The 13,076-nt window shown below is 50.1% G+C and carries 11 protein-coding genes; 10 read left to right on the forward strand and 1 reads right to left on the reverse strand.

Translation table 11 applies throughout. From position 1 onward, the window contains the following. Nucleotides 1–69: 69 nt before the first annotated feature. The 9 genes from prfA to T495_RS0111015 all read left to right on the forward strand — a co-directional run bounded on the left by prfA (nucleotide 70) and on the right by T495_RS0111015 (nucleotide 11,853). Nucleotides 70–1,185, forward strand: a complete 1,116-nt coding sequence (gene prfA, locus T495_RS0110975; RefSeq protein ID WP_033148725.1) for a peptide chain release factor 1 — start codon at nucleotides 70–72, stop codon at nucleotides 1,183–1,185. A gap of 29 nt (nucleotides 1,186–1,214) precedes the next feature. Continuing rightward, complete coding sequence (pyrF, locus tag T495_RS0110980) at nucleotides 1,215–2,078, forward strand: orotidine-5'-phosphate decarboxylase (RefSeq protein WP_028903829.1); 864 nt, start codon at nucleotides 1,215–1,217, stop codon at nucleotides 2,076–2,078. A 33-nt stretch (nucleotides 2,079–2,111) separates the two neighbouring features. Next, on the forward strand, nucleotides 2,112–3,341 hold the full coding sequence (locus T495_RS0110985; RefSeq protein ID WP_033148726.1) for an HD domain-containing protein: 1,230 nt from the start codon (nucleotides 2,112–2,114) through the stop codon (nucleotides 3,339–3,341). 39 nt (nucleotides 3,342–3,380) lie between these two features. Further along, nucleotides 3,381–4,424 (forward strand): UDP-3-O-(3-hydroxymyristoyl)glucosamine N-acyltransferase, encoded by a 1,044-nt coding sequence (lpxD, locus tag T495_RS0110990; protein WP_033148727.1) that lies wholly within the window; start codon nucleotides 3,381–3,383, stop codon nucleotides 4,422–4,424. A gap of 90 nt (nucleotides 4,425–4,514) precedes the next feature. Beyond that, nucleotides 4,515–5,906: a bifunctional UDP-3-O-[3-hydroxymyristoyl] N-acetylglucosamine deacetylase/3-hydroxyacyl-ACP dehydratase gene (locus tag T495_RS0110995; protein WP_155993649.1), complete on the forward strand. Its 1,392-nt coding sequence runs from the start codon at nucleotides 4,515–4,517 to the stop codon at nucleotides 5,904–5,906. Nucleotides 5,907–5,927: 21 nt separating this feature from the next. Continuing rightward, entirely contained in the window at nucleotides 5,928–6,701 is a 774-nt protein-coding gene (gene lpxA, locus T495_RS0111000; RefSeq protein WP_033148728.1) for an acyl-ACP--UDP-N-acetylglucosamine O-acyltransferase, read from the forward strand. Next, a complete protein-coding gene (miaA, locus tag T495_RS0111005) occupies nucleotides 6,688–7,608 on the forward strand; it encodes a tRNA (adenosine(37)-N6)-dimethylallyltransferase MiaA (protein WP_033148729.1) in 921 nt (306 codons plus the stop codon). Before lpxA ends, miaA begins: the two co-directional genes overlap by 14 nt. After that, nucleotides 7,589–10,081, forward strand: a complete 2,493-nt coding sequence (locus tag T495_RS0111010) for a transglycosylase domain-containing protein (protein ID WP_081832101.1) — start codon at nucleotides 7,589–7,591, stop codon at nucleotides 10,079–10,081. Before miaA ends, T495_RS0111010 begins: the two co-directional genes overlap by 20 nt. After that, a complete protein-coding gene (locus T495_RS0111015) occupies nucleotides 10,081–11,853 on the forward strand; it encodes an ATP-dependent RecD-like DNA helicase (RefSeq protein ID WP_028903823.1) in 1,773 nt (590 codons plus the stop codon). Before T495_RS0111010 ends, T495_RS0111015 begins: the two co-directional genes overlap by 1 nt. Here the strand turns inward: T495_RS0111015 and T495_RS0111020 are convergent. Continuing rightward, complete coding sequence (locus T495_RS0111020) at nucleotides 11,850–12,302, reverse strand: nucleoside deaminase (RefSeq protein ID WP_033148730.1); 453 nt, start codon at nucleotides 12,300–12,302, stop codon at nucleotides 11,850–11,852. The genes T495_RS0111015 and T495_RS0111020 overlap by 4 nt on opposite strands. Nucleotides 12,303–12,342: 40 nt before the next feature. Here T495_RS0111020 and T495_RS0111025 point away from each other — a divergent pair, with 40 nt between their 5' ends. Further along, a complete protein-coding gene (locus T495_RS0111025; protein WP_051523112.1) occupies nucleotides 12,343–13,074 on the forward strand; it encodes a biotin--[acetyl-CoA-carboxylase] ligase in 732 nt (243 codons plus the stop codon). Nucleotides 13,075–13,076: the final 2 nt, after the last annotated feature.

Raw genomic sequence — 13,076 nt, forward strand, 5'->3', positions numbered from 1 at the left:
GAAAAAATATTTTGATATACGGGCTTTTTTCCGTAACTTTGCAGCCCAAAATAATACATATATAAACAAATGGCAGAAACAAGTAACAGCATTCTACAGAAACTGGACGGACTGGAGGCACGATTCGAAGAGGTTTCAACCTTGATTACCGATCCCGCCGTGATTGCCGACCAGCAGCGATTCGTAAAACTGACAAAGGAATACAAAGATCTGGGCGATATCATGGATGCCCGCAAACGTTATATTGCATGCTTGAACGGCATCAAGGAGGCTAAGGATATACTGGCTAACGAGAGTGACCCCGAGATGAAGGAGATGGCACGCGAAGAGCTGGCTATCAACGAGGAATTGCAGCCACAGTTAGAGGAGGAAATCAAGATTGCCCTCATTCCGAAGGATCCCGAGGATGCCAAGAACGTAGAAATGGAAATCCGCGCAGGAACAGGTGGCGATGAGGCTGCCCTGTTTGCCGGCGACCTATTCAAGATGTACAAGAACTTCTGCGAGTCGAAGGGCTGGCAGGTTGCTATTACCTACGTATCCGAAGGGGCCGTAGGCGGTTTCAAGGAGGTTGACTTCTCTGTATCAGGAGCCGATGTTTACGGCACACTGAAGTACGAGAGTGGTGTGCACCGCGTGCAGCGTGTGCCAGTGACCGAGAGTAACGGACGTATGCAGACGAGTGCTGCCACCGTGGCCGTGTTGCCCGAAGCTGATAAGTTTGAGGTACACGTAAACGAGGGCGAAATCAAGTGGGATACCTTCCGTAGTTCGGGTGCTGGTGGTCAGAACGTAAACAAGGTTGAATCGGGTGTACGCCTGCGTTACATGTGGAAGAACCCCAACACGGGTGAGACCGAGGAAATCCTGATTGAGTGTACCGAGACCCGCGACCAGCCTAAGAACAAGGAGCGTGCGCTCTCTCGCTTGTACACCTTTATTTATGATAAGGAGCACCAGAAGTACGTAGATGATATCGCCAACCGTCGTAAGAGTCTGGTTTCTACTGGCGACCGTTCGGCCAAGATCCGCACCTACAACTTCCCACAGGGCCGCGTGACCGATCACCGTATCGGCTATACCACTCATGACTTGCAGGGATTCCTGGGCGGCGATATTCAGGCCATGATCGATGCGCTGACCGTTGCCGAGAATGCCGAGCGCATGAAGGAGAACGAACTTTGATTCATTGAACATTAAACATTAAATCAGATATGACCAGAAAAGAACTGATTGAACAGATTCGCGAGAAGCAGAGCTTTCTGTGCGTGGGACTGGACACAGACCTGGACAAGATGCCCAAAGGCCTGAAGGAGATTGTAAAGAAAGAGTATGAAGAGGAGGAGATGATCTTCGGCATGCTGTTTGAGTTTAGCACCCGCATTATCGATGCTACAGCCCCCTACTGCGTGGCCTACAAGCCTAACCTGGCCTTCTACGAGGCTTACGGCATTGAAGGTATGGCTGCTTTCGAGGGCATTATCGAATATCTGCAGGAGAACTATCCCCAACACCTGATTATAGCCGATGCCAAGCGCGGCGATATCGGTAACACATCGAAGATGTACGCCAAGACTTTCTTTGAGCAGTACAACGTAGATGCGCTGACCGTTGCCCCTTATATGGGCGAAGATAGCGTAACACCGTTCCTGGGCTACGACGGCAAATGGGTGGTACTGCTGGCTCTTACCAGCAATAAAGGCAGCCACGACTTCCAGTTGATGAAGGACGAGAATGGCGAGCGCCTGTTTGAAAAGGTACTGAAGAAGAGTCAGGAATGGGGCAACGACGAGAACATGATGTACGTAGTTGGTGCCACACAGGGACAGATGTTTGAGGACATCCGTAAGCTGGCTCCTAACCACTTCCTGCTGGTTCCTGGCGTTGGTGCTCAGGGCGGCAGCTTAGAGGAGGTTTGCAAGTACGGCATGATTAAGGACTGCGGTCTGCTGGTCAACTCATCTCGCGGCATCATCTACGCCTCGAACGAGAAAGACTTTGCCGAGGTAGCCGGACAGAAGGCCGAGGAGCTGCAGCAGCAGATGGCCAAGATCCTGGCAGATGCCGGCATCTGCTAAAGATCAAAGTTCAAACTTCAAAGTTCCAAGTTTGTGGGCGAGGTTAAGATCATTAACGACCCGGTATTCGGGTTTATCAAAATACCACAAGGCATACTCTACGGGATTGTAGAGCACCCCTTATTTCAGAGGCTGAACCGCATCAATCAGTTGGGGTTGGCCTCTGTGGTGTATCCTGGGGCCAGGCATACGCGATTCCAGCACTCCTTAGGTGCTTTCCACCTGATGAGCGAGGCCATTCTGAACTTACAGCAGAAAGGCAACTTCATCTTCGATTCGGAAGCCGAAGCCGTACAAGCAGCCATCCTGATGCACGATATCGGTCATGGCCCCTTTTCGCACGTACTGGAGAACACGCTGATTAGCGGCATCAGCCACGAGGAGATATCACTGATGATGATGGAAGAGATCAACCGCTCGATGAATGGACAGCTGAATCTGGCCATCTCTATCTTCAAAGGCGAGTATCCGAAGAACTTCCTGCACCAGCTGATTTCGAGTCAGTTGGATATGGACCGACTGGACTACCTGCGCCGCGACTCGTTCTATACCGGTGTGACCGAGGGTAACATCGGCAGCGCACGTATCATCAAGATGCTCAACGTGGTAGACGACTCGCTTGTAGTAGAACAGAAAGGTATCTACTCGCTGGAGAACTACCTGACCACCCGCCGGTTGATGTACTGGCAGGTATATCTGCACCGCACATGCGTGGCCTACGAGAAGGTATTAGTCAATATGCTGAACCGCGCCAAGTGGCTGATCCGAAACGGTCAGCAGGTGTTTGCATCGCCTGCCCTACTCTATTTCCTGGAGAACGACATCGACGCCAAATGGTTCGCATCGCACCCCGAGGCGCTGCAGTACTACAGCGAACTGGACGACAGCGACATCTGGAGCGCCATGAAGGCCTGGAAGCACCACAGCGACAAGATCCTCGCCACGCTGGCCACCGACATGCTGGACCGCCACATCTTCAAGGTCGAAGTACTGGAGAATGAGCCTACGCCCAAACGTTTGGACGAACTGAAACATACCATCGCCGAGAAGATGGATATCGCCTACGAAGACGCCCACTATCTGATGAGCCTGAACACCATCCAGAAGGACATGTACAACGTGGACGATGACAAGATACAAATACTTTACAAAAATGGCGAGATCAGAGACATTTCTGAAGCCTCGGAATTGCTAAATGTTCAGTTACTATCAAAAAAAATACGAAAATATTATCTTTGTTATCAAAGATTTGAAGAAAAATAGTTATCTTTGCACGGATATTAAAATTAATAATTGCAAATTATGGAGTTTACAGCCAAACAAATTGCAGAACTGATTCAGGGAAGAGTGGAAGGCAATGAGAATGCAGCCGTCCGCACTTTTGCTAAGATTGAAGAGGGCGTTGAAGGAGCCATTTCATTCCTTTCAAACCCCAAATATACGCATTATATTTACGACACCAAGTCGAGTGTAGTACTCATCAACGAGGACGTAGAGCTTGATAAACCAGTTAGTTGCACACTCATCCGCGTAAAAAACGCCTATGAGTGCGTGGCCAAGCTGTTGCAGTTCTACGAGTCGATGAAACCTGCCAAGACCGGTATCGACCCATTGGCATCTATCTCGCCTAAAGCCAAGATTGGCGAGAACGTGTATATCGGTGCCTTTGCTGTGATTGGCGACGGTGCTGTTGTAGGCAACGGCACACAGATCTATCCCCACACCGTGATTGGTGATGGCGTGCAGGTAGGCGAAAAATGTCTGTTCTACCCTCACGTAACCATCTATCAGGGATGTAAGATTGGAAATAACGTGACAATACACGCTGGCAGCGTGGTAGGTGCCGACGGATTCGGATTTGCACCTAACACCGAGGGCTACGACAAGATTCCACAGATTGGTATCGTAGTTATCGAGGACAACGTAGAGATTGGTGCCAATACCTGTATCGACCGTTCTACCATGGGACAGACCGTTATCCACAAGGGTGTGAAGCTGGACAACCTGATTCAGGTAGCCCACAACTGTGAGATTGGCGAGAACACCGTGATGAGTGCTCAGGTAGGACTGGCTGGTTCGACCAAGATCGGCGCCTGGTGTATGGTCGGCGGTCAGGCAGGATTTGCAGGTCACATCCAGGTGGCCGACAAGACCTTCGTAGGTGCCCAGTGCGGTGTGATCAGCAACACCAAGGGTAATGGTGAGCAGCTTATCGGTTCGCCCGCCGTTAATCCCAAGATGTACTTCAAGGCACGTGCCATCGATGCCAAGCTGCCCGACATGTATCGCCAGGTAGCAGCCCTGCAGCGCGAAATCGACGCCCTGAAAGAAAAACTGGAGAAATAATAATTTAGCAACGGACTACAGGACTGAAAGAAAAAAAATTCCTCGTGATAAAAAAATCCTAAAGTCCTGTTGTCCGTTGCAAAAAAGAAAATAAATGATATGAAACAGAAAACACTGAAAGGCAGTTTTTCGTTGTTCGGAAAAGGACTGCATACAGGTTTGAACCTGACTGTTACATTCAACCCCGCACCAGAGAATACTGGTTACAAGATTCAGCGTATCGACCTCGAAGGACAGCCTATCATCGACGCTATCGCCGAGAACGTGATCGACACACAGCGCGGTACTGTGCTGGCCAAGGGCGACGCACGCGTATCAACCGTAGAGCACGGTCTCTCAGCACTCTATGCCTTAGGCATCGACAACTGTCTGATCCAGGTCAACGGTCCTGAGTTCCCTATTCTCGACGGTTCAGCCATTCTCTATGTGAACAAGATCCAGGAGATAGGTATTGAGGAGCAGAACGCCCCCAAGGACTACTATGTGATTCGCAAGAAGATTGAGATCAAGGATGAGCAGACTGGATCGTGCATCACTATCCTGCCCGATGATGCTTTCACCATCACCGCTATGTGCTCGTTCGAGAGCAAATTCATCAACTCGCAGTTTGCTACACTCGATGATCCAAAGAAATATGCCACCGAGATTGCCAGCGCACGTACTTTTGTATTCGTACGCGACATTGAGCCCCTGTTGCAGGCCAACCTGATCAAGGGCGGCGACCTGGACAACGCTATCGTTATCTACGAGCGTCAAACCACACAGGAGCGTCTGGACATGCTGGCCGACATGCTGCATGTTGAGCATCGCGACGCCACCGATCTGGGTTATATCCAGCACAAGCCTCTGCAGTGGGAGAATGAGTGTACACGCCACAAGCTGCTCGACATCATCGGCGATATGGCGCTGATCGGTAAGCCCATCAAGGGTCGTATCATCGCTACACGTCCTGGTCACACTATCAACAATAAGTTTGCACGCCAGATGCGCAAGGAGATTCGCAAGCACGAGATTCAGGCGCCCATCTATGATCCCAACGAGGAGCCCATCATGGACGTGAACCGTATTCGCGAACTGCTGCCCCACCGCTACCCCATGCAGTTGGTAGATAAGGTAGTAGAGCTGGGTGCAACCACTATCGTAGGTATCAAGAACATCACCTCTAACGAGCCTTTCTTCCAGGGCCACTTCCCACAAGAGCCCGTTATGCCAGGCGTACTGCAGATTGAGGCAATGGCACAGTGCGGCGGACTGCTGGTACTGAACACACTGGAGGAGCCCGAGCGCTGGAGCACCTACTTCATGAAGATTGACGATGTGAAGTTCCGTCAGAAGGTGGTTCCTGGTGACACCCTGATCTTCAAGGTTGAACTGCTGGCTCCCGTACGTCATGGTATCTCTTCGATGAAGGGCTACGTATTCGTGGGCGACCACGTAGTAAGCGAGGCCACCTTCACCGCCCAGATTGTAAAGAATAAGTAAAGTTCAAAGCTCAAAGAAAATATGGCAAATCAGATACATCCAATGGCTATTGTCGACCCCGAGGCAAAACTGGGCGACAATAATATTATCGGCCCTTTCTGCGTGATCGACAAGAACGTAGTAATCGGCGACAACAACAAGCTGTATAACAGCGTAACACTGCACTTTGGTACCCGTCTGGGTAACAACAACGAGATTTTCCCAGGTGCTTCAATCTCTACCAAGCCTCAGGACCTGAAGTTCCAGGGCGAAGAGACCACCTGCGAGATCGGCGATAACAACTCTATCCGCGAAAACGTCACCATCAGCCGTGGTACTGCCTCAAAGGGTAAGACCACCGTGGGTAACAACAACCTGCTGATGGAGAATATGCATATCGGACACGACTGTGAGATTGGTAACGGCTGCATTATCGGCAACTCTACCAAATTTGCCGGCGAGGTTGTAGTTGATGATAACGCTATCATCTCTGCCTGCTGCCTGTTCCACCAGTTCCTGCACGTGGGCGGTTATATCATGTTCCAGGGTGGTAGCCGTACCAGTCAGGACATTCCTCCCTACGTGATTGCTGGTAAGGAGCCTATCCGCTATGCTGGTGTGAACCTGATCGGTCTGCGTCGTCGTGGTTTCTCTAACGAGACCATCGAGGCCATCCACGATGCCTACCGCATCATCTACTCAAAGGGGGTGATGAAGGAAGGCGTGGCCGAAGCACGCGCCAAGTACCCCGACTGCAAGGAGGTAGAATACATCTGCTCGTTCATCGAAAGTTCAAAAAGAGGTGTCATCCGCTAAGACGCTCATCGTCATCACAGGGCCGACGGCAGTAGGTAAGACAGCCTTATGCCTCGATATAGCCCAACACTTTGGCATCCCTATCATCAATGCCGATTCAAGGCAGATATATAAGGAACTGAAGATTGGCACGGCAAGTCCAACAGCTGAGCAGCTCACACAAGTAAAACATTACTTTGTGGGCTCGCTCTCATTGAACGACTATTATAGTGCTTCGCTCTTTGAACAACAGACACTGGAGATTCTGGAACAGGAATTCCGTGAACACGACTTCGCCCTGATGGCTGGTGGCAGTATGATGTACATCGATGCGGTATGTAATGGTATTGACGATATCCCTACCGTTGACGATGTGACACGCGAGACGCTGAAACGCCGACTGGCCGACGAAGGACTTGAAGCCTTAGTAGCAGAACTGAAGGTTCTCGACCCAGAATACTACGACATCGTAGACAAACAAAACCCACGCCGCGTGGTGCATGGATTAGAGATTTGCCTGATGACAGGTAAGACCTATACCTCGTTCCGCAAGCGTGAAACAAAGCAACGCCCCTTCCATATCGTGAAGATCGGACTGAACCGAGAGCGCGAGGAGCTCTACAACCGCATCAATCACCGCGTAGATGAGATGATGGCCGAAGGGCTGCTGGAAGAAGCCAAAAGCCTTTACCCCATGCGACAGATGAATGCGCTGAACACCGTAGGATACAAAGAGATGTTTGCCTATCTGGACGGAACATGGACACTCGAAGAAGCGGTGGAACGCATCAAGGGCAACACACGCAGATACGCCCGCAAACAATTAACATGGTATAAGAAAGATGAACAGATAAGGTGGTTTCACCCAAACGAAAAAGAACAAATAATCAGTTACATATCTCAAGACTATGAGCAACGAAACATCTAACAAATACATGGGCATGCTGAACATGGCCCTGCAGAAAATCAAGGGCCTCTGGCCGTGGTACAAAGGATTGTATCAGGGACGCGCATGGTATATCAAGACCTTGGTGGCTATCGCATCACTCATCGTAGCCTTTTTCCTCTACTTGGGTGCTGTAGATATCAACTTCCTGTGGTTGTTCGGTAAGTCGCCATCCATGTCGACGATCAAGAACAAACGTCCGGCAGAAGCGTCAATGATCTATAGTGCCGATGGCAAGCAGATAGGAAAATTCTTCAGCGAGAACCGTACACCTGTCGGCTACGAGGATGTAAATCCTGCGTTCTGGAAGGCGCTGATCGACACTGAGGACGAGCGTTTCTACAGTCATCATGGTATTGATTATCAGGCATTTGCAGCCGCTCTGAAAGATTATGCTTTACATCACGACGCGCGTGGTGCATCGACCATCACACAGCAGTTGGCCAAGAACTTGTTCCGAACACGTTCTGAATACTCTACAGGCTTGTTAGGCAATATCCCTGGTATCAAGATGTTGATCCTGAAGAGCAAGGAATGGATTACCGCCTACAAGCTGGAACTGTTTTTCACCAAGAATGAGATTCTGACCCAGTATGCCAATACCGTCGATTTCGGTTCGAACGCCTTTGGTATCAAAACCGCATGTAAGACTTACTTTGGTTGCTCACCCAAGCAGCTCACCACTGAGCAGGCCGCTGTTCTGGTAGGTATGCTGAAGGCTACCACCTATTATAACCCGCTCATCAACCCCAAGAACTCGCTGAAGCGACGCAACATCGTTCTCGACCTGATGCAGAAGCATGGCGACCTGACAAAGGAAGAATGCGACTCACTGAAGCAGTTGGAGATTAAACTTGACTACAGCGTGGAGAACGCCTACGACGGTGAGGCCAACTATTTCCGAGAGGCTGTAGCCGACTTTATGAAGGACTGGTGTGCCAACTATTATGGTGAAAACAAAAAATACGCATACTATACCGAGGGTTTGAAGATTTACACAACACTTGACACCCGCATGCAGAAATATGCCGAAGAGGCAGCTGTCAAGCAGATGCAGCAAGTGCAGAAATCCTTCAACGCCCACTGGGGATCAACCAATCCCTGGCAGGATGAGCGCCATGTAGAGATTCCTCACTTCATTGAGGACCTGGCCAAGAAGACACCTTATTATAAATATCTGAATCGCAAGTTCGATGGTAATCAGGACTCTATCGATTACTATCTGAACCTCCCTCATACAGTCAAGTTATTCGACTATGAGAAGGGCTATATCGAGAAAGAGATTTCAACCCTCGACTCACTACGCTATATGGAGCGCTTTATGCACTGCGGATTTGTGGCCATCGAGCCTCAGACCGGACACGTAAAGGCATGGGTGGGCGATATAGACTTCAAGACCTGGAAGTATGATAAGGTGACCGCTATGCGCCAGCCTGGTTCTACCTTCAAGCTGTTCGTTTATACTGAGGCCATGAATCAGGGCATCACGCCTTGTGACACCCGTAAGGACGAGTACTTCTCGATGAAGGTCATGGATCACGGCGAGGAGGTGACATGGGCACCAACGAATGCTGACGGACGCTTTACCAACTCGGATATCACTCTGAAGCAGGCTTTCGCTATGAGTATCAACTCGGTAGCCGTTCGTCTGGGTCAGGAGTGCGGTATCGACAACATCGTAAAGACTGCCCACGACATGGGTATCAAGAGTAAGCTCGACGCTACCCCAGCCTTGGCATTAGGTTCGAGCGACGTGAACCTGCTGGAGATGGTGAGTGCCTACTGCACACCTTGCAGCGGTGGTGTTCAGCATGATCCCGTCTTGGTCAGCAGGATTGAGGACCGCGACGGTAACGTGATCTACGAAGCACCTACCGATGGCAAACAGGCCATCCCCTATCGTAGCGCCTTCCTGGTACAGCAACTGCTGATGGGCGGAATGAGCGGTACCAGTTCGCGATTGAGAGGTTTCGTAGGCTACGATATCACAGATACCGACTTCGGTGGTAAGACAGGAACCTCCAACAACCACTCTGATGCCTGGTTCATCGGCACCACACCTAATCTGGTTTGCGGTGCATGGGTTGGTGGCGAGTATCGCTGTATCCACTTCCGCACAGGTATGTTGGGTCAGGGTAACCGCACAGCGCTACCCATCTGCGGCTACTTCTTAGGTAGCGTACTGAAGGATCCTGCCTTCAAGAAGTATCGTGCTAAGTTTGCTGCACCACGCGATGCCGACCTCAACCAAGCCATGTATGGCTGCGGCGGTTATCTCGCACTCCCCTCTGATTCTGATTCCATTGGTGTCGATTCACTGAGAATGGCCGATGGCGAAGAACTGATAGAGGTTCAGGGCGATGGCCCCCAGAAGCCGCTCGAGGGCGACAACGAGAATGCCAACCAGACACCAACACCCAACAATAACGGCGAAGCTACAGAGAAAAAAGACTAATGCACGCAGAACAGCAACTTGATCTGGACAACAAAGAGTGGCAAGACGCTCTCCAGATCATCAACTATACACGGCGCTCGCTTTTCCTGACCGGAAAAGCGGGCACTGGTAAATCCACCTTTCTGCGCTACATATCCCAAAACACCAAAAAGAAACATGTAATCCTGGCACCAACAGGCATCGCTGCCATCAATGCCGGCGGCTCTACATTGCACAGTTTCTTCAAGCTACCCTTTCATCCGCTATTGCCCAACGACACGCAATATGACTGGCGACACCTGAAGGAAACCCTGAAATATACCGGAGCCCAACGCAAGCTGATACGCGAGGTTGAACTGATTATCATCGACGAGATTTCGATGGTCAGGGCTGACATCATCGACTTTATTGATAAGGTACTGCGCGCCTATACGCGCAACCCAGAGCCCTTTGGCGGCAAACAACTGCTGCTGGTTGGCGACATCTACCAGCTGGAACCCGTACTCAAGGACGAGGACCGTCAACTATTACAGCCTTTCTATCCATCGCCGTATTTCTTCAATGCGAAAGTGTGGCAGGTTATGCCGATTGTTTCGATAGAGCTGCGAAAAGTGTATCGCCAGACAGACGATAAATTCATAGCCATCCTCGATCGTATCCGTAACAACACCGCTACGCCTGGCGACCTGAGCGCCCTCAACACCCGCGTAGCATCCAGCACCACACACCCAACACCACACACCCAACTATCCATCACACTGGCTGCCCGCCGCGATACGGTGGATTTCATCAACGAGCAGAAACTCGCTGCCCTCGATGGCGATATCAGCATGTTTAAGGGGGTGATTAAGGGCAACTTCCCTGAGTCGTCACTCCCTACCCCCATGGAACTGCAACTGAAACCTGGGGCACAGATTATCTTTATCAAGAACGACAAAGAGAAGCGCTGGGTCAACGGCACACTGGGCACCATCGAATACATCGACGAAGAAGAGGGCATCATCGGCATCATCACTGAGTCGGGATTAGAATACGATGTAGAGCGCGACATCTGGGAGAACATGCGCTATACCTTCAACGAGAAGGAACAGAAAATCGAAGAGGAACTTTTGGGCACCTATACCCAGTTCCCTATCCGACTGGCTTGGGCCATAACTGTTCACAAGAGCCAGGGTCTCACCTTCCAACAGGTATCAATCGATTTCGGTGGTGGAGGCGCCTTTGCCGGTGGTCAGACTTATGTTGCCCTCTCACGATGCACATCGCTCGAAGGTATCACGCTAAAAGCGCCACTGCGTCAAAGCGATATCTTCGTCAGGGCCGAAGTAGTGAGATTCGCCAACCAGTATAACGACCCGCAAACCATCAACCAAGCCCTTCAGGAAGGCAAGGCCGACCGTGAATACCGTGATGCCATCAGGGCGTTCGACAAAGGCGAGTTCGGAAAGTTTCTCGACAACTTCTTCAAAGCCATCCATTCGCGCTATGATATCGAGAAACCACATATCAAGAGATATATCCAGAGGAAACTGGAGATTATCAACCGGCAGAAACGGGCCATCATCGAAATACAGTCACGACACGAGACCGAGATAGCCAAGCTGAGGGAAGAGCTCAATGCCAAGAATAACCTGCTGAAACGCCTGGCAGCCGAATACACCATCATGGGACGCGAATGCGAACGCGAACACATGCTCGATGCTGCTATCCGCAACTACCAGAAGGCTCTGGAACTATATCCAGAAGCCGGCGATGCGCAACGAAGATTAAATAAACTACAGAAAAACAACTAACGCTTGGATTTAAAGAAATCCTGCATCAGCTGCCGGCACTCTGCTTCGAGAATACCGCTGGTTACTGTTGCTTTAGGATGAAAAGCCCTGGGAGCCAGATCATGGTAGCCACGCTTCTCGTCAGAAGTGCCATATACTATACGCGGAATCTGCGCCCAACCTATAGCACCAGCACACATCGTACAAGGTTCTACCGTAACGTAAAGCGTACAATCAGTCAAGTATTTGCCACCTAAGGTGTTGGCCGCAGCTGTAATAGCCTGCATCTCTGCATGAGCAGTAACGTCGCACAATGTCTCAGTCAGATTATGCGCACGAGATATGACGCGGTCCTTGCAAACCACAACTGCACCAATAGGTATTTCGCCCACTTGCAACGCTTCATGAGCCTCATCAAGGGCCATTTGCATATACCGCTCGTCTTTTTTTTGCTGTTCTTCTGTAATCATGTTGCAAAATTACGATTTTTTTCTTAACTTTGCAAACGAAATGATGGATTTTAAGATTGTACACATCGAAGAAACAGATTCTACCAACCGTTGGATGAAGGATATGATAGATCAGCACACCATTGAGGAGACACAAGACCCAATGGTGGTGGTGGCTGAATACCAAACGGCAGGACGAGGTTGCGGAACAAACTCATGGGAGTCGGAAGCAGGCAAGAATCTATTATGTTCGGTGTTGATACACCCCCAAAAGGTATCAGCCAGAACGCAATTCATCATTACGCAGATCGTTTCAGTAGCACTTTGTCAGACTCTGAGTCAGTATATCAGCGCCCCGATAGAAATTAAGTGGCCTAACGATATATACGTAGGCGACAAGAAAATTTGCGGCGTACTGATAGAAAACCGCATTCACGGCCGACGTATTAAGGACTGTATCATCGGCATTGGACTGAACATCAATCAGACCACATTCAGAAGCGATGCGCCTAATCCCGTATCCATCAAGCAGATTACAAATAAGGAAGTGGATCGCGATGAATTCCTGAACACCTTTCTGAGTCTGCTTGACAAGGCCTGCAACAACAAGAACATGCATCAGGACTATCTGAACAGATTATACAGGCGAGAAGGCAAACACCCGTTTATGACAAAAGGCATCCGTTTCGAAGCCAGTATCGTTGGCGTCAACGACGATGGCCGCCTGATGCTTCAGGACGAGAAAGGTGTAGCGCATTTGTTCGCATTCAAAGAAGTACAATTCATTATATAATA

The sequence above is a fragment of the Prevotella sp. P6B1 genome (assembly GCF_000702825.1).
Classification (GTDB): Bacteria; Bacteroidota; Bacteroidia; order Bacteroidales; family Bacteroidaceae; genus Prevotella.

Coding starts and splice junctions, on each gene's coding strand:
- T495_RS0111015 (WP_028903823.1), top strand. CDS start 10,081: ATGCACGCAGAACAGCAACTTGATCTGGACAACAAAGAGTGGCAAGAC.
- T495_RS0111010 (WP_081832101.1), top strand. CDS start 7,589: ATGAGCAACGAAACATCTAACAAATACATGGGCATGCTGAACATGGCC.
- pyrF (WP_028903829.1), top strand. CDS start 1,215: ATGACCAGAAAAGAACTGATTGAACAGATTCGCGAGAAGCAGAGCTTT.
- lpxD (WP_033148727.1), top strand. CDS start 3,381: ATGGAGTTTACAGCCAAACAAATTGCAGAACTGATTCAGGGAAGAGTG.
- lpxA (WP_033148728.1), top strand. CDS start 5,928: ATGGCAAATCAGATACATCCAATGGCTATTGTCGACCCCGAGGCAAAA.
- T495_RS0111020 (WP_033148730.1), bottom strand. CDS start 12,302: ATGATTACAGAAGAACAGCAAAAAAAAGACGAGCGGTATATGCAAATG.
- prfA (WP_033148725.1), top strand. CDS start 70: ATGGCAGAAACAAGTAACAGCATTCTACAGAAACTGGACGGACTGGAG.
- T495_RS0111025 (WP_051523112.1), top strand. CDS start 12,343: ATGATGGATTTTAAGATTGTACACATCGAAGAAACAGATTCTACCAAC.